Origin of the sequence: Acuticoccus sp. MNP-M23, assembly GCF_031195445.1 — a bacterium.
Taxonomy (GTDB): domain Bacteria; phylum Pseudomonadota; class Alphaproteobacteria; order Rhizobiales; family Amorphaceae; genus Acuticoccus.
In genome coordinates, this window is record NZ_CP133480.1 from 3,305,901 (window position 1) to 3,330,535 (window position 24,635).

The 24,635-nt window shown below is 65.5% G+C and carries 20 protein-coding genes; 12 read left to right on the forward strand and 8 right to left on the reverse strand.

What is annotated here, in order from left to right; genetic code table 11:
• Positions 1–5 precede the first annotated feature (5 nt).
• The 4 genes from RDV64_RS15270 to RDV64_RS15285 form a co-directional block, all read right to left on the reverse strand.
• Positions 6–2,402, reverse strand: a complete 2,397-nt coding sequence (locus tag RDV64_RS15270) for a glycoside hydrolase family 38 C-terminal domain-containing protein (RefSeq protein ID WP_309195779.1) — start codon at positions 2,400–2,402, stop codon at positions 6–8.
• Complete coding sequence (locus RDV64_RS15275; RefSeq protein ID WP_309195780.1) at positions 2,399–5,110, reverse strand: family 78 glycoside hydrolase catalytic domain; 2,712 nt, start codon at positions 5,108–5,110, stop codon at positions 2,399–2,401. The genes RDV64_RS15270 and RDV64_RS15275 overlap by 4 nt, the downstream gene beginning before the upstream one ends.
• 13 nt (positions 5,111–5,123) lie before the next feature.
• On the reverse strand, positions 5,124–5,765 hold the full coding sequence (locus RDV64_RS15280; protein WP_309195781.1) for a GntR family transcriptional regulator: 642 nt from the start codon (positions 5,763–5,765) through the stop codon (positions 5,124–5,126).
• A gap of 86 nt (positions 5,766–5,851) precedes the next feature.
• Positions 5,852–6,763 carry a dihydrodipicolinate synthase family protein gene (locus RDV64_RS15285; RefSeq protein WP_309195782.1) on the reverse strand — a complete coding sequence of 304 codons (912 nt, stop codon included), beginning with the start codon at positions 6,761–6,763 and terminating at the stop codon, positions 5,852–5,854.
• 184 nt (positions 6,764–6,947) lie between these two features.
• On the opposite strand from RDV64_RS15285, the gene RDV64_RS15290 reads away from it, so the two are divergent.
• The 3 genes from RDV64_RS15290 to RDV64_RS15300 are packed head-to-tail and all read left to right on the forward strand — an operon-like array spanning position 6,948 to position 9,766.
• Positions 6,948–7,952, forward strand: coding sequence for a sialic acid TRAP transporter substrate-binding protein SiaP (locus RDV64_RS15290; RefSeq protein WP_309195783.1), 1,005 nt, complete (start codon positions 6,948–6,950; stop codon positions 7,950–7,952).
• Between the two features lie 17 nt (positions 7,953–7,969).
• Positions 7,970–8,452, forward strand: coding sequence for a TRAP transporter small permease (locus RDV64_RS15295; RefSeq protein ID WP_309195784.1), 483 nt, complete (start codon positions 7,970–7,972; stop codon positions 8,450–8,452).
• Between the two features lie 15 nt (positions 8,453–8,467).
• Complete coding sequence (locus RDV64_RS15300) at positions 8,468–9,766, forward strand: TRAP transporter large permease (protein ID WP_309195785.1); 1,299 nt, start codon at positions 8,468–8,470, stop codon at positions 9,764–9,766.
• On the opposite strand, the gene RDV64_RS15305 is transcribed toward RDV64_RS15300, so the two are convergent.
• From RDV64_RS15305 to RDV64_RS15315, 3 genes are read right to left on the reverse strand one after another with little or no spacing between them, the layout of a single operon-like run.
• On the reverse strand, positions 9,763–10,695 hold the full coding sequence (locus tag RDV64_RS15305; protein ID WP_309195786.1) for a sugar-binding domain-containing protein: 933 nt from the start codon (positions 10,693–10,695) through the stop codon (positions 9,763–9,765). The two genes, RDV64_RS15300 and RDV64_RS15305, sit on opposite strands and share 4 nt — an antisense overlap.
• 3 nt (positions 10,696–10,698) lie before the next feature.
• A complete protein-coding gene (locus tag RDV64_RS15310) occupies positions 10,699–11,253 on the reverse strand; it encodes an SIS domain-containing protein (protein ID WP_309195787.1) in 555 nt (184 codons plus the stop codon).
• A 13-nt stretch (positions 11,254–11,266) separates the two neighbouring features.
• Positions 11,267–12,190 (reverse strand): ROK family protein, encoded by a 924-nt coding sequence (locus tag RDV64_RS15315; RefSeq protein WP_309195788.1) that lies wholly within the window; start codon positions 12,188–12,190, stop codon positions 11,267–11,269.
• A 123-nt stretch (positions 12,191–12,313) separates the two neighbouring features.
• On the opposite strand from RDV64_RS15315, the gene RDV64_RS15320 reads away from it, so the two are divergent.
• The 8 genes from RDV64_RS15320 (at position 12,314) to RDV64_RS15355 (ending at position 21,887) form a co-directional block, all read left to right on the forward strand.
• A complete protein-coding gene (locus RDV64_RS15320; RefSeq protein ID WP_309195789.1) occupies positions 12,314–13,237 on the forward strand; it encodes a 5'-methylthioadenosine/S-adenosylhomocysteine nucleosidase in 924 nt (307 codons plus the stop codon).
• Positions 13,238–13,377: 140 nt separating this feature from the next.
• On the forward strand, positions 13,378–14,796 hold the full coding sequence (locus RDV64_RS15325) for a glutamate synthase subunit beta (protein ID WP_309195790.1): 1,419 nt from the start codon (positions 13,378–13,380) through the stop codon (positions 14,794–14,796).
• 44 nt (positions 14,797–14,840) lie between these two features.
• Positions 14,841–15,902, forward strand: coding sequence for an AbrB family transcriptional regulator (locus tag RDV64_RS15330; protein ID WP_309195791.1), 1,062 nt, complete (start codon positions 14,841–14,843; stop codon positions 15,900–15,902).
• Between the two features lie 100 nt (positions 15,903–16,002).
• Positions 16,003–17,244: a multidrug effflux MFS transporter gene (locus RDV64_RS15335; protein ID WP_309195792.1), complete on the forward strand. Its 1,242-nt coding sequence runs from the start codon at positions 16,003–16,005 to the stop codon at positions 17,242–17,244.
• A 96-nt stretch (positions 17,245–17,340) separates the two neighbouring features.
• Complete coding sequence (locus RDV64_RS15340) at positions 17,341–17,487, forward strand: YdcH family protein (RefSeq protein ID WP_309199519.1); 147 nt, start codon at positions 17,341–17,343, stop codon at positions 17,485–17,487.
• Between the two features lie 347 nt (positions 17,488–17,834).
• Positions 17,835–19,742 carry an AMP-binding protein gene (locus tag RDV64_RS15345; RefSeq protein ID WP_309195793.1) on the forward strand — a complete coding sequence of 636 codons (1,908 nt, stop codon included), beginning with the start codon at positions 17,835–17,837 and terminating at the stop codon, positions 19,740–19,742.
• Positions 19,739–20,524 carry an SDR family NAD(P)-dependent oxidoreductase gene (locus tag RDV64_RS15350; RefSeq protein WP_375143755.1) on the forward strand — a complete coding sequence of 262 codons (786 nt, stop codon included), beginning with the start codon at positions 19,739–19,741 and terminating at the stop codon, positions 20,522–20,524. Before RDV64_RS15345 ends, RDV64_RS15350 begins: the two co-directional genes overlap by 4 nt.
• Positions 20,525–20,720: 196 nt before the next feature.
• Positions 20,721–21,887 carry an acetyl-CoA acetyltransferase gene (locus tag RDV64_RS15355; protein ID WP_309195794.1) on the forward strand — a complete coding sequence of 389 codons (1,167 nt, stop codon included), beginning with the start codon at positions 20,721–20,723 and terminating at the stop codon, positions 21,885–21,887.
• Positions 21,888–21,920: 33 nt separating this feature from the next.
• Here RDV64_RS15355 and RDV64_RS15360 read toward each other — a convergent pair whose 3' ends face one another.
• On the reverse strand, positions 21,921–22,901 hold the full coding sequence (locus tag RDV64_RS15360) for a hypothetical protein (RefSeq protein WP_309195795.1): 981 nt from the start codon (positions 22,899–22,901) through the stop codon (positions 21,921–21,923).
• Between the two features lie 342 nt (positions 22,902–23,243).
• On the opposite strand from RDV64_RS15360, the gene RDV64_RS15365 reads away from it, so the two are divergent.
• Entirely contained in the window at positions 23,244–24,629 is a 1,386-nt protein-coding gene (locus RDV64_RS15365) for a DUF1800 domain-containing protein (protein ID WP_309195796.1), read from the forward strand.
• Positions 24,630–24,635: the final 6 nt, after the last annotated feature.

The following is a 24,635-nucleotide window of genomic DNA, read 5'->3' on the forward strand; positions in this document are numbered from 1 at the left end:
CAGCCTCAGTCTTCGAGGCCGCTGCATGGGGTGAGGGCCGCATCGGTGAGGCGGGCGGTGGTGATGCCGCGCGGCCGCAGAGGCACGGTACGCCCGGCAACGCGCAGCGTGTCATCCGTGCCGTCGAGCTCCACGGCGCGGACGATCGTGCCGTTGCCTTCCTCGGCAACCTTCAGGGCGGTGATGGCGCTGTGGTCGGCCTCCACCGCAAGCCACTGCCCGGTGTGAGCGCGAGTGCCGCCGCGGCTCACGTGGGGCGTGGTGACCAGCGGCTTGTTCAGCGTTTCGGCCAGCGCAAAGGCCTCTTTCCGGCTCACTTTCGGCGCGGCGAAGAGATTTATCGTGAAGGCCTGTTCGCCCTGGTCCATGTAGCGGTAGTGGCTGCCGTCGACGATCTTGTTGGGATCGTGGTGGGCAAAAACAGGCGCGCGCACCGCCGTCATGAACAGCGTCCCGTCCTTGACCGCGTAGGAATATTTCGCGTCGTTCAGGACGGCAATCTCGTGCCCGCCGCCGGTCGCCCGCATGAAACGCTGGCCGGGCACCTCGCTGCCATCGGTTGGATGCGCATCCCACCCGCCGGGGATCTCGAATTCGAACGTCTCCATCCCAAGCGGGTAGGCGAGCCGCAGAAGGCAACGCTCCTCACGCCAGTTGAGGTGAACGCGCAGTTCCACCGGATGGCTGGCATCTTCGGGAAGGACGATCTTGGTGGTCATCACCGAAGCGCCGCCTTCGGCCACGACCTTGATGACCGTGCGCACCGGCCCGGTCTCGATCAGCGTGACGGCGGCAAGGCGCATGTCCGTTCCGTCGAAGGGCAGGCTGCTCGGCCCGTGGCCCCAGGTGTCGGTCGGGTCTTCCACAATGGTCGCAAGGTGTCCGGGGCCGGTGAAAAGCTCGATCCCTTCCCGCTTGCTGGTGAGGCTGCCGATGGCGCCGGTTTCCGCGTCGAGGGTCAGGCGGTAGCCGCCGGTCTCGAAGGTGCGAAGGTCGGTGGACGCGCCGAAGCTGATCGGCGGCGCAGATGTGCCGCGCTCGTCGACCACAAAGCGCCATGTGCGGTAGCCGTAGGCCGGCACGCTGGCGGGGAAGACGATCCGCTGGAGCCCCGTCGTCTTGCCCGCGGGGTCGGTGTACTGGAAGGGGATCAGGTTGCCCTCTTCGTCCATTACCACGCGCTTCGAGATCACGTCCTTGTCGACCCAGGGTTCGGCTTCCAGCAGGCCGCCAGCGTCCTGACCGTTGAAGTTCATCACGAAAAACGTGGCGTCGGTGGGATCGACGGGCTTGCCGATGAGGCGGCCGAGGTGGCGGACCGAGGCGTTGAGGATGATTTCCGCGCCGGCGGCCACCATCGCCAGCTCGCGCTCTGAATCGATGCACGCGCTCTCGATGCTGGTGCCGCCCAGCGTGTCATGGAACTGGTTGAAGAGAAGCGTGCGCCAAAGCTCCTCGAACTTCTCGCGCGGGTAGGGCGTGCCGGCTTCGCGGTGGGCAAGGGTTGCGGCGGCTTCCGCCTGTTCCAGCAGCGCTTCGGCCTTGCGGTTGCCGGTCTTCAGGCTGGAGGCGGCGGCGTAGCAGCCGATGGCGTGGAACTGAAGGCCGTGGTCGATCACCGGCAGCCCGTCCCGCGGCACCTCGTTGAAGAAGCGTTCCGGGTCGGAATATTTGAGGTTTTCGCCAGCTTCGATGCGGCGGTCAATCTCGTTGATGTTCTCGATGGTGGGCGCGCCGCCGTGGTTGCCCACACCGTAGAACACCATGATCGAATGGCCCCATTCAGCCATCCACTCAAGGGAGAGGTCGGTTTTCTGGGGGAGCGGCATTTCGCGCTTGGATGTGTTGTAGGCGCCCTGGATGCGGAATGCCGTCACCTCCGAGCCGTCCGGCGAGCGCCAGGTGAACAGCTCCTGCGGCAGCGTCATCTCGTGCTTTGCGGGGCGCGAATAGGTGTAGCTGGTGGAGCCGGTGTGCTGCAGCAGCATCGGGAACGTGCCCGGATGGCCGAAACTGTCGACGTTGTAGCCGGTGGGCACGTCGATGCCGAAGCGGCTCTTGAAGTAGCGCTTGCCATAGAGCGCCTGCCGGATCACCGATTCGCCGGACGGCACGTTGCAGTCCGGCTGGATCCACCAGCCGTTGACCACGCGCCAGCGTCCGCTCGCCACATAGTGCGCGATCTTTGCAAACAGGTCCGGGTCCAGCTCCTCGATCCAGGCGTAGACCTGCGCCTCGCCCTTGGAGAAGACGAAGCCGTCGCCTTCTTCCAGCCGGTCGATGGCCGCCCAGCAGGTGCCGATCGCTTCGGCAACGCCTTCCTGCCAGCGCCAGAGCCATACAGGGTCGAGGTGTGCATTGCCGACCATGTGCAGTGTCGGCTGCGTTGTCGGGGTCGTCATGGGGTCGCTCCTTGGGTGCGCTCGATGATGAGCGTATGGGGCCCGGCGACGACGGTGTGCCGCTCCGGGTCTTGTTGGTTTCTGGTCTGGGGCAGGGGGGCGCCGTCGAGGCTGACGAGCCGGTCGCCTGCGCTGAGTTCGATGGTGCCGCTGGTGTTGGGCGGCAGCGCGATCTGCCAGCGGACGCTGCGCCCGGTCATCTCCCATTCGCTAGAAAATAGGCCGGTGGGCGCGCGGTAGGATGCGCGGACGAAGCCAAGCCGCGCATCGAACAGGGGGCAAAGCCGAACGGCGGCGAATCCGGGGTTCGTTTCGTCCCAGTCGATCCCGGCAACGCGCGCAAACAGCCACTCGCCGACGCTGCCGTAGGCGTAGTGGTTGAAGGAGTTCATGTTGGCGCTCTGGAAGCCGTTTTCCGGCGTCCACCCGTCCCACCGCTCCCAGATTGTGGTGGCGCCCTGGCGCACCGAAAAGCCCCAGCCGGGGTAGGTTTCATTGAGGAGAAGGCGGTAGGCGTAGTCCGCCGCGCCATGGTCGGCGAGGACCGGGCAAAGATGGCGCACCCCCAGAAACCCGGTTTGCAGGTGCCCGTCTGCCCGGTCGAGCGCCTCGATGAGATGGTCTCTGGCGCGGGGCCGCAGCGTTTCGGGCAGAAGTGCGAAATCGAGGGCAAGCAGATAGGCTGTCTGCGTATCGCCGGTGATGCGGCCATCAGGGTCCACGAATGCGGCGTTGAAGGCGGTGCGGATCTCGCCCGCCAGTGCCTCGAAGGCGGCGGTGTCGGCCGGGCGGCCGAGCGCGTGCGCGACCTGCGCCATGGTGTCCGCCGTGTGGGCAAAGTACGCCGTGGCGACCATCGTACGGTCTGACGGCGGACCGACATTCAGCCAGTCGCCATAGTTGTTGTAGACGGCGTTTTTGCGGATCCGGTCCGGATTGGCGCTGTCGATGTGGTCGAGCCAGCGGCAGAGGGCGGGGTAGGCTTCGGCCATGAGGCGCGCATCGCCGTAGCGCAGATAATGCTGCCAGACCATCAGCACCGGGCCGTCCCCCCAGCCGGGCGCGCCGGGTTGGGCGGTGATGCGGTAGGGGTTCAGCGGTTTGGACGGGGCAACGTCGGTGAACGCGCCGTCGGGCAGCTGCGCATCCGCAATATCGTCGAACCATTTGCCGAAGAAGGCGCTCACATCCATGTTGAAGCCGGCGGTGCGCCAGAACACCTGCGCATCCGCGCTCCAGCCATAGCGCTCGTCGCGCTGGGGGCAGTCGGTCGGCACCGACAGGAAGTTGCCGCGCTGGCTCCACAGGATGTTTTCGGCAAGCTGGTTCACCATGGCGTTGCCGCTGGTGAAGCTGCCGGTGATGTCGAGATCGGAATGGATGGCGATGGCGGTGAGGGAAACTGTATCCGCCGCAATCCCGTCCGGCAGCGTCAGCGCCACAAAGCGGAAGCCGTGGAAGGTGAAGCGCGGCTTGAAGCGCTCCGGCCCGGCGCCGCGTGCCGTAAAATGGTCGGTCGCCTGCGCAAAGCGCAGATTGGCGACGTAAAGCTCGCCGTCCGCATCCAGCATTTCGCCGTGGCGCAGGGTGAAGCTGTCCCCCCGCGCCGCCGTCACGTCCAGCGCGACATAGCCAGCAATGTTCTGCCCCACATCGTAGATCAGCGCGCCGGAGCGGGCCTTGCCCACCAGCTTCGGCGTGAAGCGCACGGTTTCGCGCACGGGCGGGCTTTTGGCGGGGACGAGCCGGGGCGGTTGCGGGTCCGGGTCGAAGACCTCCACCGGTTGCCAGCCGGTGTCATCGAACCCCGGCGCGTCCCATCCATCCATTTCGAGCCGGGCGTCATAGTGCTCGCCCATCAGGAAATCGCTGTAGGCGACGGGGCCCTGGTGGGTGGTCCATTCGGGGCCGGTCGCGATGCGGGCAACGCTTCCGTCCGTGTGGTGGAGGTGAAGCTGCGCGATGAGGGCGGGGCGGCCGCCATAGTGGTTGCCGGCGCGGCGCTGGTTGTGGCCGACCCGGCCGCAATACCAGCCTTCGCCCAGAAGTGCGCCCAGCGTGTTGGCGCCTTCCGTCAGGTGGCCGGTCACATCGTGCGCCTGATAGATGGCGCGCTGGTGATAGTCGGTCCAGCCGGGCGCCATCACCTCGTCGCCAACGCGCCGCCCGTTGATCGAGGCTTCGTAAAGGCCGAGCGCGCTGATGTAGAGCGTTGCGCGGGCAAGGCCGGGCTTTACCGTGAAGTCGCAGCGCATGTGGTCCGCCGGGCGGGCCTGGAAGGGGTTGTCGTACGGCGTGTCGGCCGGAATTTCGCGCCCGGCGGGCAGGACGAAGTAACGGGCGATCCAGCGTGCCTGCCAATCCGTGTCGCGAAGGCCGGTGAGAATCTCCCGCGGTTCGGCCCAGGGCGAGATGGCGCCGGTTTCATCCCAGACGCGCACGCTCCAGTACAGCACCTCGTCGGAACCCAGCGTCTGGCCGCCATATGCGATGAAGTGCTGGTTTTGCGACGAGACCGGGTCGGGTGCCCAGTGGCTGCCACGCCCGTCGCTCACGTGGTTCCCATCGGCGCCGACGACAATCTGGTAGGCGCTCTGGCGCGCCGCGTCGCCCTGGAGCGCCCAGCTGAAACGGGGCGTGGCGGTCGCAAGACCGCGCGGGGCGGCCAACCGCTCGCAGGTGAGGTGGGTTGGCAAGAGACGAAACATCGGCGCGCTGGTCCTAAAGATCGATCGCACGCTCGCGCGCATTGCGGATGTGCGCCTCGATGGCCGCGATCGACCGCTCGCGGTCCCGTGCCAGGAGCGCGTCGATCACGGCAAGGTGGTCGGCGAAGGCGGAGGGCAGGGTGGTTGCGCTGAGCTTGATCCGGTCGAGCTTGATCAGCCGGATGCGGCTGGAGTTGACGTTGTAGGATCCAATCAGAACCTCGTTGCCGGTGGACCCGATGAGAAGGTCGTGAAACTCTGTGTCGAGGCTCTGCCCGGCGTCGAGGTCGGCTTCGGTGGGGGCAGTGCGCACCCGCTCGACCACCGCGATGTGGCGTTCGCGCTGCTCCAGAAGGACCGCGTCGGGGAGCGTTTTCAGCGCGCTGATCACGGCTTCACGCTCAAGGGCGATGCGCATCTGGAACGCATCGCGGATCATCGGCAGGTCGATCACGGTGATCTGGATGCCGCGCTGGGGCATCACCGTGAGGAGACCCTCCGCCTGAAGGCGGGGCAGAAGCTCGCGCAGGGCGCCGATCGAAAGCGCCAGAAGCGAAACGAGATCCTTCTGCGACAGGAGCTGTCCGGGCCGCAGCTTGCCCTCGAGAAGGGCCTGCTGGAAGCGCTCGTATGCTGCATTCTTGACCGAAGACACGCTGTCGGCTCCTCGCCTCGCTCCGGGACCGGCGGCGGCCATCAGTGCAGGCTCCCGGATCTCAGCTTCATACAAACCACGCCCTGTCAGACATTCTCAGTCAAAAATGCGCCGGTCCGGCCGAAGGCCTCGAACAGCTGCTTGGCGGCGTTGGCGCCGATGGGCTGAAGCGGCGGCACCGCGCGGCACCAGCCGGGGTGCCCGTCGCGTGCTGCAAGACCGGCTTTCAGCGCGCCGATCCCGCCGAAATTATCGACGGCGGCTATGCGTGCCGCCTGCTTTTCCACCAGCGGGGCGGCCGTGTCGTTGCCGTTGGCATCGTAAATGGCGCAAAGGTCGGCGGCGAAGAGGTTGGGCATCCCGCCGATCATCCCCGCGCCGCCCGCGGCCAGAAGTGGCGTCAGCACACGGTCGTCGCCGGTGAAGATCGAGAGGTTGGGGTAGCGTTCGGCCAGCATCACGCCGTTGGCAACGTCGCCGGTGGAATCCTTCAGGCCGACAACCTGTTCGCCGAAGGCGGCCTGCATCGCGTCCACCAGAGCCGGGGTGTAGGCGAACCGGCTCAGCTGGGGGATGTTGTAGAGGAGAAGGTCGATGTCCGGCCGCCCGGCGCGCTTCAGCATCTCGTCGACAAAGGCGACTATGCCGGCGTCTCCCGCGCCATAATAGAACGGCGGCAGGACCAAAATGGCGCGGCAGCCGAGGACGGCCGCCGCTTTTGCCATGCCCGCCGCTTCGTCCACGCTTGGCGTCATGATTGCGGGGATGTGGCGCCCGAGGTCGGCGCCTTCGGCCTTCAGCACCGCCATTGCCGCAATCTTCTGCGCGGTGGAAAGGGACGCGCCCTCGCCGGTGGAGCCGAACGTGGAGACGAAGGTGCACCCTTCCTCCAGCAGCCGCGCGCAATGCTGTGCCAGGCGCGGGACATCCACCTCGAAGGACGCATCCACCGGCGTCGCTGCCGCCGTGACGATGCCGCGCAGGTCGCTGTTCGCCAAGCTGTTCTCCAATGTTTGGTGACTGATACAATCAGTCATCTGATTAACGACAAAATCAACATTTACATCAGTGCTCTGATGTTGCAACCTTCCGGCAAGCAAATTGCGCAGGCCTTGCGGCCGGCGTTGCGCTGAGACAACGAGAGCGGCGGTAACGCCCGAGTTCAAAGGGAGAAGAAAGACAATGACGACAATGATGCGTGGCGCGGCTATCGCGCTGTCCGGCGCCGTCATGGCCGCCGCGTCTATGGGCCCGGCGCTGGCGGCGGACCCGATCGAGGTGAAGTTCACCACCGTTTCCGTGCCGACCGATCTGCACACCCGTGCAATGAAGGTGTTTGCCGACAAGCTGAACGAGCTTGAGCCGGACACATTCGACATTCAGCTCTACGATTCGGGCTCGCTCTTCGGCCAGAACGGCGACCTTGATGCGCTCCAGCGCGGCAATGCCGAAATGGCCTATGTGTCGTTCCAGCTCATTGCCGATTCGATCCCCGAATTCGGCCTGTTCACCGCCGGCTACCTGTTCCAGGATGCGGACCACTACCGCAAGGTGATGGATTCGGACCTTGGAGCCGAGTTCAAGGCCAAGGTGTCGGACGAGATGGGCATCCAGCTCCTCGACGTGTGCTATCTCGGCACCCGCGAACTGAACCTGCGCAAGAAAATGGACGTTTCGACGCCGGAAGACCTTGCCGGCGTGAAGCTGCGGATGCCGGGCAACGAGGCGTGGCTGTTCCTGGGCAAGGCGCTCGGCGCCAACCCGACGCCGCTGCCGTTCTCCGAAGTCTATCTCGGCCTTCAGACCGGCACGATCGACGCGCAGGACAACCCGCTCCCCACCGTGGAAGCCGCCAAGTTCTACGAAGTGACCGAGCAGATCGTGCTCACGGACCATCTGGTCGACGGTCTGCCCATGGCCATCAACAACCAGACCTGGGACGAGCTTGACGAAACCCAGCGCCAGAACGTGACGGAAGCTGCCAAGGCCGCCTGCGCCTGGAACAACGAGAACCGCTACGCCGAGGAAGAGCGTCTGGTGGCATTCTTCGAGTCCGAGGGCCTCACGGTGACGAAGCCTGACGTCGACGCCTTCCGCAGCCACGTGCAAGAGGTCTACCTCACCTCCGACCGGGCCAAGGAATGGCCGGAAGGCTGGGTCGAGCGCATCAACGCGCTGGCTGACTGAACCCTGGTCCGGGCGGCATGATGCGCAATGCATTGCTGTGGTTGAAAAGGGGCGCCGACGCTGTCGGCGTCCTTCTTTTCCTCGCCACGTTCGCGGGCTTCATCGTCCAGATCTTTTACCGCTACGTCCTCAATTCGCCGCTGGCGTGGACCGAGGAGGCGACGATGATCGCCTTCATCTGGGCCGTGTTCTGGGCTGCGGCCTTCATGGTGCCGATCCGCGAGCACGTCACCTTCGATGTCGTCTACGACGTGGTGCCCGAACGGGTGCGCAGGATCTTCGCGCTGGTGTCCATGGCGCTGATCTTCGTGGCGTTCGTCATCCTCATTCCCTACACGCTCGACTATCTGGACTTTCTCCTGCGCAAGAAGTCGCCGGTGATCCGGGTCCGGATGACGTGGGTGTACGGCTGCTACCTGTTGTTCGTCGCCGGGTTCGTGGTGCAGGCGGGGTTCCGCTTCTACGGGCTGTTGCGGCCCAACTGGCGCGAACAAATCTAGGCCGGAGTTCCTAACATGCTGGCGTCCATCGCCCTGCCTGCCATGATCGTCATCCTGATCGGGACGACGGTTTCCGGAATGCCCATGGGCATTGCCATGATCGTGTCGAGCATCTTCTACCTGCTGATCTCCGGCCGCGACGTGGGCCTTGCCTCCGAGCAGGTGCTGAACGGGGTGTTCGGCAACTTCGTCGCGCTGGCCGTTCCGCTGTTCATCTTTGCCGCCAACATCATGAATGCGGGGCAGATCACCGACCGGCTCCTGAAATTCTCGCTGGCGCTGGTGGGGCGGCTTCCGGGCGGCCTTGCGCAGGTCAACATCCTGACGAGCCTCATCTTCTCGGGCATGAGCGGCAGCGCCGTGTCCGATGTTGCGGGCGTCGGCAAGGTGCTGACCAACATGATGATCGAAGACAACCGCTATCCGCGCGGTTTTGCCGGCGCGATCACCGCCACGTCCTCGGTGGTCGGCCCGATCTTCCCGCCATCCATTCCCATGGTGTTTTACGCTCTCATCTCCTCCACCTCGGTGGGGGCGCTTTTCATGGGCGGGATCACGCCGGCGATCCTCATTGTGGTGGTGCTGTCGCTTGTGGTGATGGTGATTGCCAGGCGCCGCGGGTTTCCGGTGGAGGTGGGCGTGCCGCTGCGCGCCTTGCCGCGGATCGTCCTGCGCGCCATCCCGCCGCTTCTGATGCCGGTCATTCTTCTGGGCGGCATCTATTCGGGTGCATTCACGCCGACCGAGGCGGCGGCCGTGTCGGCGTTCTATGCGCTGCTGCTGGCCATGTTTGCCTACCGCACGCTGAGCCTTGTTCAGTTCTGGGGCGTCGTCGTGTCGAGTGTGCGCACCACGGCTGTGGTCGCCATCGTCCTGTGCGGTGCGTTCATCTTCAACTACGTGGTTGCGGTGGAGCGGGTGCCGCAGGCGGTGTTCCTGTTCTTCGACCAGTTCGAGCTGGGCTGGGTCGAATTCTTCATCATGATCAACGTGTTGTACCTGATCCTCGGCTGCTTTCTCGACGTATCGACCATCATGCTGGTGATCACGCCGCTGTTCATTCCGGCGGCGGCTGCTGCGGGGATCGACCTGCACCATTTCGGCATCGTCATCGTCTTCAACATGATGATCGGCCTCATCACGCCGCCCTATGGCATCTTGCTGTTCATCATCAAGGCGCTGAACGGGATCCCGGTGGCGGAGATGATCCGCGAGATCTGGCTGTTCGTGGCGGTGCTGGTGGCACTGTTGATGGTGATCACCTTCGTGCCGGAACTCAGCCTCTGGCTGCCGCGCGCGGCGGGCCTGCTTTAGGCGAGCGCGTCGGCGGTGGCGGCGTCGGTTGCCAGCGCGGTGATGAGCCCGCCGCGCGCTGCTGCATGAATGGCGTCCACCTTGGCATCGCCGGCCGCCACCGCAAGCCGCACGGGGATTGCGGTTAGCGCCTCGAGACTGATCGCCATGGTGCGCCCGTCGGTCTCGCCGGTGAGGGCAACGCCGTGCGCATTGAAGAAGCGGCCGCAGATGGAGCCCGCGGCACCGTCTCGTGCCAGCGCGTTGACCGCCTCCGCACCGATCATGCCGTGGCGCAGGATGGAGGCGGAGGGGTCCATGGCGCCGATGCCGAACAGCGCGATGCTGGCGCGCGCGATCAGCGCATGGGGTTCCGCCAGCGCGGCGGATGCCGCGAGCAGCCGGGCTATGTCTGCACTGTCGACAATGGCGGGCACGGGGAGCTGCCAGCTTCTGGCGCCAAGGCCTGCGGCCAGAACGCGGCTGACTTCGCCCGAATGGGTGGCAAGCCGGGGCGCGCCGATACCGCCGATCAGCGGCACCACCTCAATGCCCCGCACAGCAACGCGCCGCGCGGCGGCAGCAACCGCTGCCACCGCGGCACCGTCTGACACGCCAATCACGTCGCCAGGGGCGACCATCGTCTCCAGCGCGCTGGCGGTCGCTCTGGCAAGGTCCGCCGTCTGGCCGCTCCGGGGCGGGGAGACCACCACGGCGCGGTCCAGCCCCAGCGTCCGGCAGAGCGCGGCCTCGCGGGCAGCGTCCCGCCAGCCGGCCGGCGTCACCCGGATTTCCAGGATGCCGGCGGCGAAGGCGCGCTTGATGGCGCGGCTCACCGTCGCCTCCGACACGCCGAGCCGGCGCGCGATCTCGCCTTGTGACAGGCCGTCCTCGAAGCGCAGCCGCGCGATGGCGGCGATGCTGTCGTGGTCGTGCGCCGGGCGGGCCATGGATCAGGCGGCCGGGAAGGCGGCCTCGATGCCGTCACACAGGCAGTGGATCAAAAAGAGATGCGCCTCCTGCACCCGCGCGGTGCCGAACGGGCCGACGGTGAGGGGAATGGTGGCGCGGGCCTGCATGTTGCCGGGTTCGCCAAGGAGCGCGATGGAGCGGAGGCCGAGTTCGCCGGCCACATCCAGCGCTGCCACCACGTTGGAGGAGCGGCCGCTGGTGGACAGCGCGAGGAGCAGGTCACCCTCGCGGGCGAGCGCGCGGAGCGGGCGGGCGAACACGTCATTCCACGAAAAATCGTTGGCGATGCAGGTCATCTGACCGGTGTCGCCGCCCAGCCAGACGGATGGAAGCGCCGCCCGGTCATGCTTGTAGCGGCCGACCAGCTCGGTGACGAAGTGCTGCCCTTCGGCAGCGCTCCCGCCATTGCCGCAGACAAAGATGCAGCCGCCCGCCTCAAGCGTCTCCACCATCGCGGTGGTGGCGCGGGCAAGGTCGGGCGAAAGGGCGCGCACGGCCTCAAAGGTCGCGGCAAGTTGGCGGAGTTGGTCGTCCATCGTCAGGGGGTCCTCAGCTGCTGGTTTCGAGGGCGGTGAGTGCGACGCTGAGCGCTGCAACATCGCCAATGGCGGGGCCGAAGGCACCGTCCACCACGGTGCACCCGGCAAGACTGACGGGGAGTGCCTCGCGCGCGATGGCGGCGTGCATCGGACGGGTGAAGGCAGGCCCCATGCGCTGCGCGAGGCTCCCCAGAACGATCCGCTCCGGCGCCAGAAGGTCGATCAGCCTGGCCGCGGCGGACCCCAGCGCGGTGCCGGCTGCCTCGATGGCGGCGACAGCGTCTGCGTCGCCAGTGTCGGCCCGGTCCTTGAGGGCTTTGGCGTCTGCCACGGTGCCAAGGGTCGCCGGCCAGCCCCAGCTTGCATGGGCCGCAATGCCCGCTCCGCTGGCGATGCCCTCCAGCGAGCCGGCTTTGCCATAAAAGGCCGGGCCATCGGGAAGGGCACGCCAGTGGCCGATCTCGCCGGCAAGGTTGGCCCGGCCGCGCAGGAGCCGCCCGCCACTGATAATCCCGGCGCCGATGCCGGTGCCAAGGGTGAGGAACACCATGTCGTCAGAGCCGCGGCCCGCGCCAAAGCGCCACTCGGCAAGGGCGCCGGCCTTGGCATCATGCTCGATGCGGGCGGGGCGGCCAAGGGCAGCAAGATCTGCGGCGAGGGGAACATCGTCCCATCCCGGCAGGTGCGGCGGGCCGAGAACGCGCCCGGCCACGGCATCGAGCGGCCCGCCCACCGCAGCGCCCACAGCAGCAACGCTGGGATGTGCGGCCAGCAGCAGCGCGGCCTCGCGGCAAATGTCGGCCAGCATCGGCGCATAGCCCCGCTCTGCACCGGAGGCGATCTGGTGGCGCGCAATCACGGTGCCGTCCGCCGCGCCCAGCACGAACGCGGTCTTGGTGCCGCCAATGTCGATGCCGAGGAGGGTGGGGGTCATGGTCGGTCTCGTGTCGGAGTTATTGCAAGAAATTGCGTAGGCGAAGGATCTTTCTCGTGCAAGCGGATCGGGCGCTGACGAATATGTTGCGAACCGGATTGCTGTGTTGACGGGAGCCCCTTGATGAAACGCACCATTCTTGCTGCCGGCATTGTTGCGATGGCGGGCCTTGCAGCCTCCGCCGTCACCGCCGAGGCGCAGAAGCTGGACGAGACGCCGCGCGTTGCGCTGATCTCGGCGTTCGAGCCCGAATGGGGCGTCCACCACGAAAAGCTGACCGGCGCGGCCACCTATGAGCGCGCCGGTGTGCGCTTTGTTACCGGCGAACTGGGGGGCCGCGATGTGGTGCTGTTCCTGTCCGGCATCAGCATGGTGAATGCCGCCATGACCACGCAGATGGCCATCGACAGCTTCAACATCGACACCATCGTCTTTTCCGGGATTGCCGGTGGCGTGGACCCGGACCTCAACATCGGCGACGTGGTGGTGGCGGAAAAATGGGGTCCCTACCTCGACATGGTGATCGCGCGGGAGACCGACGACGGCTTCAAGGTGCCGCCATTCTTCGGCACGCCGTTTCCCAATTACGGGATGATGTTTCCGCAGGCGATGGAGGTGCGCTCCGAAGGCAGCGATGCGCCGGAGCCGAAATTCTGGTTCGAGGCCGACGCTTCCTTGCTGGCGACCGCAAGGAAGGCGGTGGACAAGCTTGACCTGGAGGACTGCGGCGTCAGCGGCGCGTGCCTTTCGGCTGCGCCGAAGGTCGTTGTGGGGGGCAATGGTGTCTCGGGCAGCGCTTTCGTCGACAATGAGGATTTCCGCCAGTACGTGTCCGATACGTTCGACGCGAAGGTGCTCGACATGGAATCGGCGGCGGTGGCGCAGGTGGCCTACGCCAACGGGGTGCCGTTCATCGTGTTCCGCTCGCTGTCGGACCTTGCCGGCGGCAGCGATGCCGCCAACGAGATGCAGGTTTTCATGGGGCTGGCTGCCAGCAATTCCGCCGCAGTGGTCGAGGCATTCCTGAAAGAGACAGCGGCCAATTAACGCTCTGCGGGCCGCTGCCGCGGGGAGGGGTGCCAGCGTCGCCTTGCCAACTGGCACGATTTACCGCAGAAGGCGGCTTCTGGGACAATTCCAAGGACGAGGCTGCGCGCGGATGCGCGTGCGCAGAACGGGGACGCACGATGGGTAAAGTCACGGGCTTTCTGGAGATCGACCGGCAGGAGCTGAAATATCAGCCCGCCAGCGACCGGGTTCGCCATTTCAAGGAATTCACGCTGCCGCTGTCCCGGCCGGAGGTGGAGCGTCAGGCCGCCCGCTGCATGGATTGCGGGATTCCGTTCTGCCAGACCGACACCGGCTGCCCGGTGGACAACCAGATCCCCGACTGGAACGACCTCGTCTACGCCGGCGACTGGAAGCGTGCGTCCGAAAACCTGCACTCCACCAACAATTTCCCCGAGTTCACCGGCCGCATCTGCCCCGCTCCGTGCGAAGAGGCGTGCGTCCTCAACATCGAGAACACGCCGGTGGCCATCAAGGCGATCGAACAGGCGATTGCCGACCGTGCGTGGGAAGAAGGCTGGATCAAGCCGCAGCCGCCGCAGGCGATGACCGGCAAGACGGTCGGCATTGTCGGCGCGGGTTCCGCCGGCATGGCGGCGGCCCAGCAGCTCGCCCGCGTCGGCCACGAGGTTCACGTCTATGAGCGCTACCAGCGCGCCGGCGGCCTGCTGACTTACGGCATTCCCGACTTCAAGATGGAGAAGGGCGGCGTCGAGCGGCGCGTTGCGCAGATGGAGGCCGAGGGGGTGGTCTTCCACTTCGGCGCGGACGTTGACGCCGAGCGCCTGCGCGCACTGGTGGAGAAACACGACGCCATGCTCCTGACCACAGGCGCCGAGCGGCCGCGCGATCCGGGCCTGCCGGGTGCCGAGCTGGAAGGCGTCCACTATGCCATGCCCTTCCTTGTGCAGCAGAACCGCCGCGTTGCGCGCGAAACCTTCCCGGACACGCCCATTGTGGCCGCCGGCAAGCATGTGGTGGTAATCGGCGGCGGCGATACCGCGTCCGACTGCATCGGCACCTCCATTCGCCAGGGCGCGCTCGCCGTCACGCAGATGGACATCCGTCCGATGCCCCCCATCCGCGAGAACAAGGACCTGGTGTGGCCCTACTGGCCGACCAAGTTCCGCACCTCGTCCAGCCAGGCCGAAGGCGCGGACCGCGAGTTTGCGGCCGCCACGCTGGAGATTGTCGGCAAGAAGGGCCGTGCCACCCATGTGCGCTGCGCCCGCGTCGATGCTGCGCGCAAGCCGCTGCCGGGCACCGAGTTCGACATTCGCGCCGACCTCGTCCTCTTCGCCATCGGCTTTGCCGGCCCGCGCGAGGAAACCTACGTGACCGCCTACGAGTTCGAGCGCGACCGCCGCACGAATATCTTTGCAAACACCGAGGACTATCGCACCAGCGTCCCGAAGGTGTATGCCGCAGGGGACGTCCGCCGCGGACAGAGCCTCGTTGTCTGGGCCATTCGCGAAGGACGCCAGGCTGCGCGCGCGATCGACCTCGACCTCATGGGTGAAACGACGCTGCCGCGCTAAGACGCCGGGCGGTCCCGTCCGGCCTTCAAGGTCAAGGACGGTTCATGCTTCGCTTTCTCCCGGTCGCGACGACACTCCTTGCCGGGACAGCGGGCGCCTTGCTCTTTTACTATCTGGGCGCCCCGGCAGCGTTCCTCACCGGCAGCGCGGTGGCCGTCACCCTCTGCGTGGCGCTTCGGCTGCGCACGGACCTGCCGCGCAATCTGCGTGAGCCTTTTCTCGCGGTCCTCGGCGTCATGATGGGGTCCGGCGTCAAGCCCGACACGCTGAGTGCGCTGGCCGAACTCCCGGTCGCCATCGTCGGCCTCGTCGTTGCCGTTTCGGGCGCCACCGCGGCAAGCTATCTGGTGCTTCGGCGCGTTGGCGGGTGGGACCCGCTCACGGCCCTTTGCGGCTCCATCCCCGGCGCACTGCAAGTGACCCTTGCAACCGCAGTCGAGCTTGGCGCTCGCGTTGACCGTGTGGTGATGTCGCAGGCGTTGCGGCTTTTCATCCTCGTTGCGATCATCCCGTTGGTGTTCGGCCGCTCCGAAGGCGGCTCGACCATGGATGCGTTCGCAGCGCCCGACGCCACAACGCTCGACGTTGCGCTGAGCTTTCTCCTCGCCTTCGTGTGCCTGCTGGTATCGCGCAGTTTCACGTTTCCGAGCGGGCCGGTGGTGCTGCCACTGTGCATCTCGGCGATCCTGTCGGGCGCCGGCATCCTGACCATTTCCATCCCGCCGGTGGTGGCGGCGGCAACCTTCATCGTTCTTGGCGCATCCGTGGCGCAGCGCTTCGATTCCACCAAGGGGCGCGACATCTGGACTACGGTCTGGCTGTCGCTGGCGGCATTTGCCGCAGCGTTCAGTGTCTGCATCAGCGTGGCGGCAGTCTTTTCCACCATGATGGGCGAGCCGCTGGGCGCGGTGTTCCTGGCCTATGCACCGGGCGGCGTCGATGCGATGATTGCACTCTCGTTCCTGCTCGGTTTTGATGTGGCGTTCGTGGCAGTTCTCCACATTCTGCGCCTCATCCTTCTGTCTATCGCCGGGCCCGTCATCGCCATCCAGATGAAACGGCGCAGCGAAGCTGCTCTTCTGCGCCGTTCCGGCACTGCCGACTGAAACGCCGGCAGCTCTGCCATGCAAGCGGCGCGCTATGTCACTGCTTGTTTCAGGCCTACGTGTGAACCTTACCGATGATCAAAAGTGCTAGTGCATCCCTATGAATGAGAACGCCGACGACCAACCCTTCGCCCTTTCGATGTGGGAGTTCGTCACCCTCACGGCGTTCATGATGGCGATCACCGCGCTGTCGGTGGATGTCATGCTGCCGGTGCTGCCGGACATCGTCGAGGCATTTGCGCTGGGTGATCCCAACAAGCAGCAATTCATGGTCACGGTGTACCTGGGCGCATTCGCGATCGGGCACATTTTCGTCGGTCCGCTGTCGGACCGGGTGGGCCGCAAGCCGGCACTTCTCGGCGGCCTGCTGATCTACATCGTCGGTTCCGCCATGGCGATCATCGCCGAAAATTACACCATGCTGCTGGTCGCCCGTGCGGTGCAGGGGCTCGGGGCCGCGGGACCGCGGGTTGTCGCCGTTGCCATTGTGCGGGACCGCTTCGTCGGCCGCGCCATGAGCCAGGTGATGAGCTTTGTGATGACCGTGTTCATCATCCTGCCGGTGATTGCACCGACGATCGGCGCCACCATCGGCGCGCTGGGGAGCTGGCGTTACGTGTTCGTGGTGCTCCTGTTCTTTGCAGCAGGCACCTTCCTTTGGACGCTGATCCGGATGCCGGAGACCAACCCGCGCACAGGGCCCTTGGCGCGCAAGCCAGTGTCCATTCGCGTGGCGCTGGCCACCATCTGCAGCAACGGGCAGACGGTCGGCTACATGCTGGCGCTGGGCTTCATCTTCGGCTGCCTGATGACCTACATCTCCACCACCCAGCAGGTCTTCGCCGACATTTATGGCATCGTCGACTGGTTCCCGCTGGTGTTCGCCTCCGTGGCGGGGATGATGATCGTGTCCTCCTTCGTCAACACCCGCCTGGTGCAGACCTGGGGCATGCGCCGGCTGTCCCATGGCGCCATCCTGGCACTGATGGCGGCGTCCGCGCTGATGTGGGTCGGCGTCGAGATCTTTGGCACGCCGCATCTGTCGGTACTGATGGTGTTCCTGTCGCTCGCCTTCTTCCTGATCGGGCTGGTTCTGCCCAACTTCAACGCACTGGCGATGGAGCCGCTCGGCGCCATTGCGGGCACCGGGTCGTCCTTTGTCGGATTTGTGATGACGGGTCTCGGCGCTGTTCTGGGTGGCGCAGTCGGCCAGCTTTATGACGGGACGGTCTACCCGCTTCTTGGCGGCTTCTGTCTGTTTTCCGCCATGGTTGTCGTGATCATCTACTTCGCGGAGGGCCGCAAACTGATGCAGCCTGCGGCGACCCATCCGGCCGAGTAATTCTGAGTTTCTATTTTAGGGTGTGTTCCTTCCCGCGGGATGTGCTAGCTTCATGACGTCTCAATGACGGAGGTGCACATGTCCGCAGATATGCGAATGGTTTCGTTGGAGAAGAAACACGCTGCCCTGGAGAACCAGCTCCAGTCCATAACCACCCAGCCATCGGCAGATTCACTGACTGCCGCAGCGCTCAAGCGCGAAAAGCTCCGCCTGAAGGACGAGCTTGAACGTCTCCGAAATTAATCGCCGCCGCTAACATTCTGGCGCCGCAGCCACTTCTGATAATTACTAAAGTACAGGTTGCAAGCCACCCGGCCGGATGAGCATCGTCCATCTCAGCCCGCCCGCACCGGCTGCGCAGAACAGAACCATGTTCCGCGCAGTCCCGTGCCACCTGTTGCCTGTCTGCCTTGCTCGATCACCACAGCTGAAAACCACAACGCAGCAGCCGCCGCCCTTTATCGCACGAGCGGCATGCGCAGGCGTGCAGCAAGGCAGTCCGGCCGCGTGGCGTCTATCCTTTGCGCCATGGTGCGGGAGGTGGCATCGTTCCTCATCAGGCGCCACAGAAGCGCAAGAGGAGGGGACCGATGGCAGGCGAGTATGCCGCGATGATGGACGCGTGGCGCCGCGATCCGGCGCAATTCTGGCTGGATGCAGCCGGCGCGATCGACTGGACCGAACCTCCCACCCGCGCGTTCGACGAAGACGCCGGCGTCTATGGCCGCTGGTTCCCCGATGCCGTGGGCAACACGGCGTGGAACACCGTCGACCGGCATCTGCCCGTCCGCGCCGAACAGGTCGCCATCATTCACGATTCGCCCCTGACCGGCACCGTCACCACCTGGACCTACGCCGACCTTCACCGCCAGGTGAATGCGTTTGCCGCCGTGCTCGCCGATTGCGGTGTCAGAAAGGGCGACCGCGTCATCGTCTACATGCCAATGATCCCGCAAACGGTAGCGGCCATGCTGGCCTGTGCGCGGATCGGGGCAATCCACTCGGTGGTGTTTGGCGGGTTCGCCGCCAAGGAGCTGGCTGCACGGCTGAAGGATGCAGCGCCCACCGTCATTCTTGCCGCATCCTGCGGTCTGGAGCCGGGCCGCATCGTGGCCTACGAGCCGCTGATCTCCGAAGCGCGGCGCATCGCCGGGCTCGACATTCCGGCGCTCTACCTGCAACGCGCCGAAGGCCCGGCCAGCATCCCGCCCGGCGATCACGACCTTGGCCCGCTCATTGAAGCCGCGCTGGCAAAGGGCCGGGACGTGCCCTGCGTGCCGCTCAAGGGCACCGATCCGCTCTACATCCTCTACACCTCCGGCACGACCGGGCAGCCCAAGGGCGTGGTGCGCGACAATGCCGGCCACATGGTCGCGCTCGCCTGGTCCATGGCCAACATCTACGGCGTGCAGCCGGGGGAGGTGTACTGGGCCGCGTCCGATGTGGGCTGGGTGGTCGGCCATTCGTACATCGTCTACGCGCCGCTTCTGGTGGGCGCGACCACGGTGCTTTACGAGGGCAAGCCGGTGGGAACGCCCGATGCGGGCGCGTTCTGGCGGGTGTGCGCCGACCACAAGGTGGTCACACTGTTTACCGCCCCCACCGCCATTCGCGCCATCAAGAAGGAAGACCCGGAAGGCAATTGCCCCAAGGCGCATGATCTTTCGGCCTTTCGCGCGCTCTTTCTGGCGGGCGAACGGGCCGACCCCGCCACCATCGCCTGGGCAGAGCGGGCGCTCGGCGTACCCGTCCTCGACCACTGGTGGCAGACCGAAACCGGGTGGACCATTGTCGGCAACCCGTTCGGCCTGGAGCCGCTGCCGGTCAAGCACGGGTCGCCCACCTGCCCGATGCCGGGTTTCGAAATCACCATCCTCACCGACGACGGCGCGCCTGTGGCCCCCGGCACCCTCGGCAATGTTGCCATCCGGATGCCGCTGCCGCCGTCCTGCCTGCCGACGCTCTGGGGCGCCGACGCGCGCTTCCGGTCCGCCTATCTCACGCGTTTTCCAGGCTACTACGACACATCCGACGCGGGGCTCGTCGACGAGGACGGCTACGTCTTCATCATGGCGCGCACCGACGATGTCATCAATGTCGCCGGCCATCGTCTTTCAACGGGCGTGATGGAGGATGTGCTCACCTCCCACCGCGCCGTGGTGGAGTGCGCCGTGGTGGGGGTGGAGGACCCGATCAAGGGGCAGGTGCCTGTGGGCTTCGTCGTCCTTGGAAACGGTGTGGAATTTGCAGGACTGGAAGCTGAACTTGTGGCCAAAGTGCGCCAGGAGGTCGGGCCCGTTGCGGCATTCAAGCATGTCATCCCCGTCCCCCGCTTGCCCAAGACGCGTTCCGGCAAGACGTTGCGCGCGACGATCAAAAAGATCGCCGACGGAGAGGATTTTGCAATGCCCGCGACAATCGACGACCCCAAAGCGCTCGATGACATCGCTCTTGCCTTGCGGCAGGAAACCGATCGCCTCGCAGGTGTGAAAGCGTGAAGGGCCTGACCGACCGCATCGCCATCGTGACCGGTGCGGCCCAGGGCATTGGCCGCGCCGTGGCCGAACGCCTTTACGAGGAAGGAATGTGCGTCGTCGTTGCCGATGTGGACGGGGAAGCTGCCGAAGCCATTGCAGCCGGGATCGGCCCGGAGGACAGGGTCCTCGGCCTCGAATGCGACGTTTCCGAAAAGCTGGACGTGCGCAATCTGCTCGCCGCCACGCTCAACGCCTTCGGTGACGTCCACGTTCTGGTCAACAACGCCGGCATTGTCGGCGGCGGCGATTTTCTGGAGCTGACCGAGGACGATTTCGACCGCGTCCTCCGGGTCAACCTCAAGGGTGCGTTCCTGCTCTCACAGGCCGTTGCCCGGCACATGGTGGAGCGGGTGAAGGAGGGCGACAAGCCCGGCACCATCGTCAACATGAGCTCCATCAACGCGGTGTTCGCGCTGCCGAGCCAGGTGCCCTATTCGCTGTCCAAGGCGGGCATCTCGCAGCTGACCCGCGTCTGCGCCCTGTCGCTGGCGCCCCACGGCATTCGCGTCAACGCGGTCGGTCCAGGCTCCATCGACACGGCGATGCTGGCAAGCGTAAACCGCGACCCTGCCGCAAAGCGGATGGTCCTGTCGCGCACGCCGATGGGGCGGATCGGAGAGCCGTCGGAGATCGCCTCCATCGTTGCGTTTCTGGCCTCGGACGAGGCAAGCTACATGACCGGCCAGACCGTTTATGCCGATGGCGGCCGCATGCCACTCAACTACGTGATGCCGAGCAGCTGAGCCTCCGCTGGCAAGGGGGACGCAAGAGAAATCGGCGGCGCCGATCGCCACTGTCTGCGTCGCCATGCCGGGGCCCCCGCGCCGGCGGAGGTCGTGCGCGCGCCGCGCGGTGGGGGGCAAAGGCCGAGGCATGGCGGGCCGCCCGCCGCTCCCCTATAGTCCAGGGCCGGGTGACGCGACGGCAGGAGCGAAGAGCATGACGGCAGCAATGGTGGGCTGGGCGCACACGCCCTTCGGCAAGCTCGGCGACGAGACGGTGGAGAGCCTGATCACTCGCGTCACCACCGATGCGCTGGCCGATGCCGGCATCGGGGCCGACGAGGTGGACGAAATCGTCCTCGGCCACTTCAACGGTGGGTTCTCCCCGCAGGAATTTACCGCCTCGCTGGTGCTCCAGGCCGACGACCGGTTGCGCTTCAAGCCGGCAACGCGGGTGGAAAATGCCTGCGCCACGGGGTCGGGCGCGATCCATCAGGGCATCAAGTCGATCCGGGCCGGCACCGCGCGCTTCGTGCTGGTGGTGGGCGTCGAGCAGATGACGAAGACGCCGGGGCCGCAGATTGGCGAGAACCTTCTCAAGGCGTCCTACCTGCCGGAAGATGGCGACATTCCGGCAGGCTTTGCCGGCGTTTTCGGCAAGATTGCGGGCATGTATTTTCAGCGCCATGGCGACCAGTCCGACGCGCTGGCGAAAATCGCCGCCAAGAACCACAGGAACGGCGTGAAGAACCCCTTTGCGCAGATGCGCAAGGATCTTGGCTACGATTTCTGCCGTGCCGAGAGCGAGAAGAACCCCTATGTCGCCGGCCCGCTGAAACGAACCGACTGTTCGCTGGTGTCCGATGGCGCTGCCGCAGTGGTCCTCACCGATCTTGGCACCGCCATGCGCATGAACAAGGCGGTCGCGTTCCGCGGCGCGGCCCATGTGCAGGATTTCCTGCCCATGTCCAAGCGCGACATCATCCGCTTCGAAGGTTGTGCGGAGGCGTGGAAACGCGCGCTGTCCAGCGCCGGCGTTTCGCTGTCCGACCTTTCGTTCGTGGAGACCCACGACTGCTTCACCATCGCCGAGCTGATCGAGTACGAGGCGATGGGGCTGACCGCAGAGGGCGAGGGCGCGCGCGCCGTGCTGGAAGGCTGGACGGAGCCGGACGGAAAGCTGCCCGTCAACGTTTCCGGCGGGCTGAAGGCCAAGGGACACCCCATTGGCGCCACAGGTGTTTCGATGCATGTGGTCAGCGCCATGCAGCTTGCCGGGGAGGCGGGCGACATGCAGCTTGCGGGGCCGAAACTTGCTGGCATCTTCAACATGGGCGGCGCTGCCGTTGCCAACTACGTGTCGATCCTCCAGCCCCTGCGATGAGCCGGAACGGTCCGCCCGCCGAGCGCCTTGGGGTCAACCCTGCCGCTTGCCGCGGTCGACCGTCGCGACGACCTTGGCGAGAACTGCAATCACCGTGGTCTCGAAATCGTCGATCGCCACGTCGGCTCGCCGCTGAACGGTTTCGCGGCTGATCCCGATCCCGGTCGGGCCCTGGATGAAGCGGTTGACGAAGGCAACGTCGTCGGAAAACTTCTCTTGCAGAAGGTCTAATTCCGCCTGATCCAGAGCGGCCTCTGTCTCTTTTGGTATCTCCATCAGCGCATCGCTGACGAAGGTCGCCAGCCGCTGTGCTCTTTCGGCTGGATAAAGCCCGTTCATCATCCGCATCAGCTCGATTTCCTTCTCGGTCAGCGAGCGGTTGATCACGGTGGATTCGCTGGGCACGAATGACTGGCCGAGAATGTCGCGAAACATCAGCTCGGCAATCCTGTGCTTTTCCGTCTCGTAATTGAGGATCGCAATATTCGCGCGGGAAAACGTCCGCTTCTGAAAGCGGATGTTATCGCGGTAAAGACAATCCCACGTTTCAAGATATTCTCGGAAATTCAGCGTTTCAGCGTGTCGCTTCACGCGCTGGATGTAGGACGCCCGCGCCGCGTTGCCGATATCGCGAACGAAGTAGATTGTCCTTGCCGAGTAGCCGGACCGCTGAATGACATTTGCGAGGGTTTCCGCGCGTTCCCTGCGAGCAAATGTAATGAATTCCGATGAGTAGAGCACGTCCTTACCGTCAGCCTCGGACAGCGTCTGTTCCAGAACGTTGATGAATGCGTTCTTGTCGTCGATCTTGTGGGGCAGGCTCGGGTCCAGATAATTTGCAAGGGCAACCCCGTTGCCGGAGGTGATCTTGCCGGACATTGCCGCTTCGTGATGCGAACCGCTCGGATAAACGATATTGCCCGCAAGAAGCTGTTCCTGATAGCGCGCGAACAGGATCTGAAGGAAAGACGTTCCCGTCTTCGGAGCACCACAGTGGAGATAGACGGTCGGCATTGTGATCTCGCTTGGCGGGTGTCGACGCCATCGGGCAAGATTGACGCCGAAAGGTCAATGCCCGGGAGAGGGGCGGCGTCTTTTCTGCACTATTGCAGATGGTGTGCCGCTGCGCGGGCCCCGCTCGGCGGTTGTTCAGGTTCCTGTGAACGCAGGCTTGGAACCGAGCGCTGATGGCCCATTTGATGAGGAAGGCTCAGTCACACGGCGTTCAGGCGTCCGGATTATGTTTGCCTGCAAGCAGTGACAGACCTCGAAAGGGCAATCTCGGTCGCCGGTCCGGCGGCCGCGACGGCTGACGATGATAGCGCCGCAATGGCGTGCCACCCGTGGTGAACGAACATGATGATGCGACCGCGCGCCCTCACGGCGTTGACCCGCTTCGGTCTCGGCCCCCGGCCGGGCGAGATGAAAGCGATCGGTGACGATCCCGCCGGATATCTGCGCGATCAGTTGCAGGACCCGGGCGTTGCGATCGTGACCGATCCGATCCTGTACGACCGGACCTCCCTTCGTAAACGCTACATGGTCGTGCGCACCGCCTATCGTGAGGCGCGCAAGGCCTTGAGGGACGGCGCGACCGAGGCGGAGATCGCGGCCGAGGAAGCGGCCAGAATGGGCAACCGCGCACTCGTCAAGAGCGTGGTGGACCCCGAAGTGGAAGCCCGGTTCAACCACGCGGTGGCCACCAACGCTGCCTTTGTCGAGCGGCTGGTGATGTTCTGGTCCAACCACTTTGCCATTGAGGCGAAGAGCGGTTTCCCGGTGCGTCTCACCGTCGGCAATTTCGAGCGTGAGGCGATCCGCCCGCACGTTCTGGGCTACTTCGAAGATATGGTGGCTGCGGCCACAACCCACCCGGCCATGCTCTACTACCTCGACAATGCGCGCTCGGTTGGCCCCAACAGCCAGCGCGGCCGGCGGCGCGGGGTGGCGTCCGCCAACGAAAACCTGGCGCGTGAGCTGATGGAACTGCACACGCTGGGCGCAGGCGGCGGCTACACCCAGGAAGACGTCGTCGAGCTGGCCAAGGCGATGACCGGCTGGCTTGGCGGCTTCCATCCCTCCGGCAACGGCCTCATCTATGAAGAGCGCGTGCATGAGCCCGGCTACCGCACCGTTCTGGGCAAGACCTACGGTGCGGGCGGCCAGACGCAGCTGGAAGAGATCATCCCCGACCTTGCATTGCATCCGTCCACCGCAAGGCACATTGCCACCAAGTTTGCCCGTCACTTCGTCGCCGACGGGGCACCGGACGCGCTGATCGAAAAGCTTCGCACCACGTTCCTCGACACCGGCGGCGACCTGCGTGCCATGACGCTGGCGCTGATCGACAGCGACGTCGCCTGGGATAGCGCGCCGAAGAAGACCGTGCCGCCCTACGACTTCATGATTGCCGCGGCACGGGCCACGGGGTCGACGTTGCCGGGGCCGTTCATCCGTCGCAGCGCGCGCGATCTGGCACAGCAGGTGTGGATGCCGCCGTCACCAGCCGGATGGCCCAGCGACGACAACGCCTTTCTGGGCGGCGACGCGATGCTGGAGCGGGTGGACTTTGCACGGCAGATAGCGCGCCGGTTCTCCACCGCCGGGCGTGCGGACGAACTGGCGATCAAATTGTTCGGCGATGCGCTGGATCCATTTGTCGAAGAAGCAGTCGACCGGGCAGAGGATCAGAGTCAGGGGCTCGTGCTCCTTCTCATGAGCCCCCCATTTCACCGGAGGTGAGTAGTC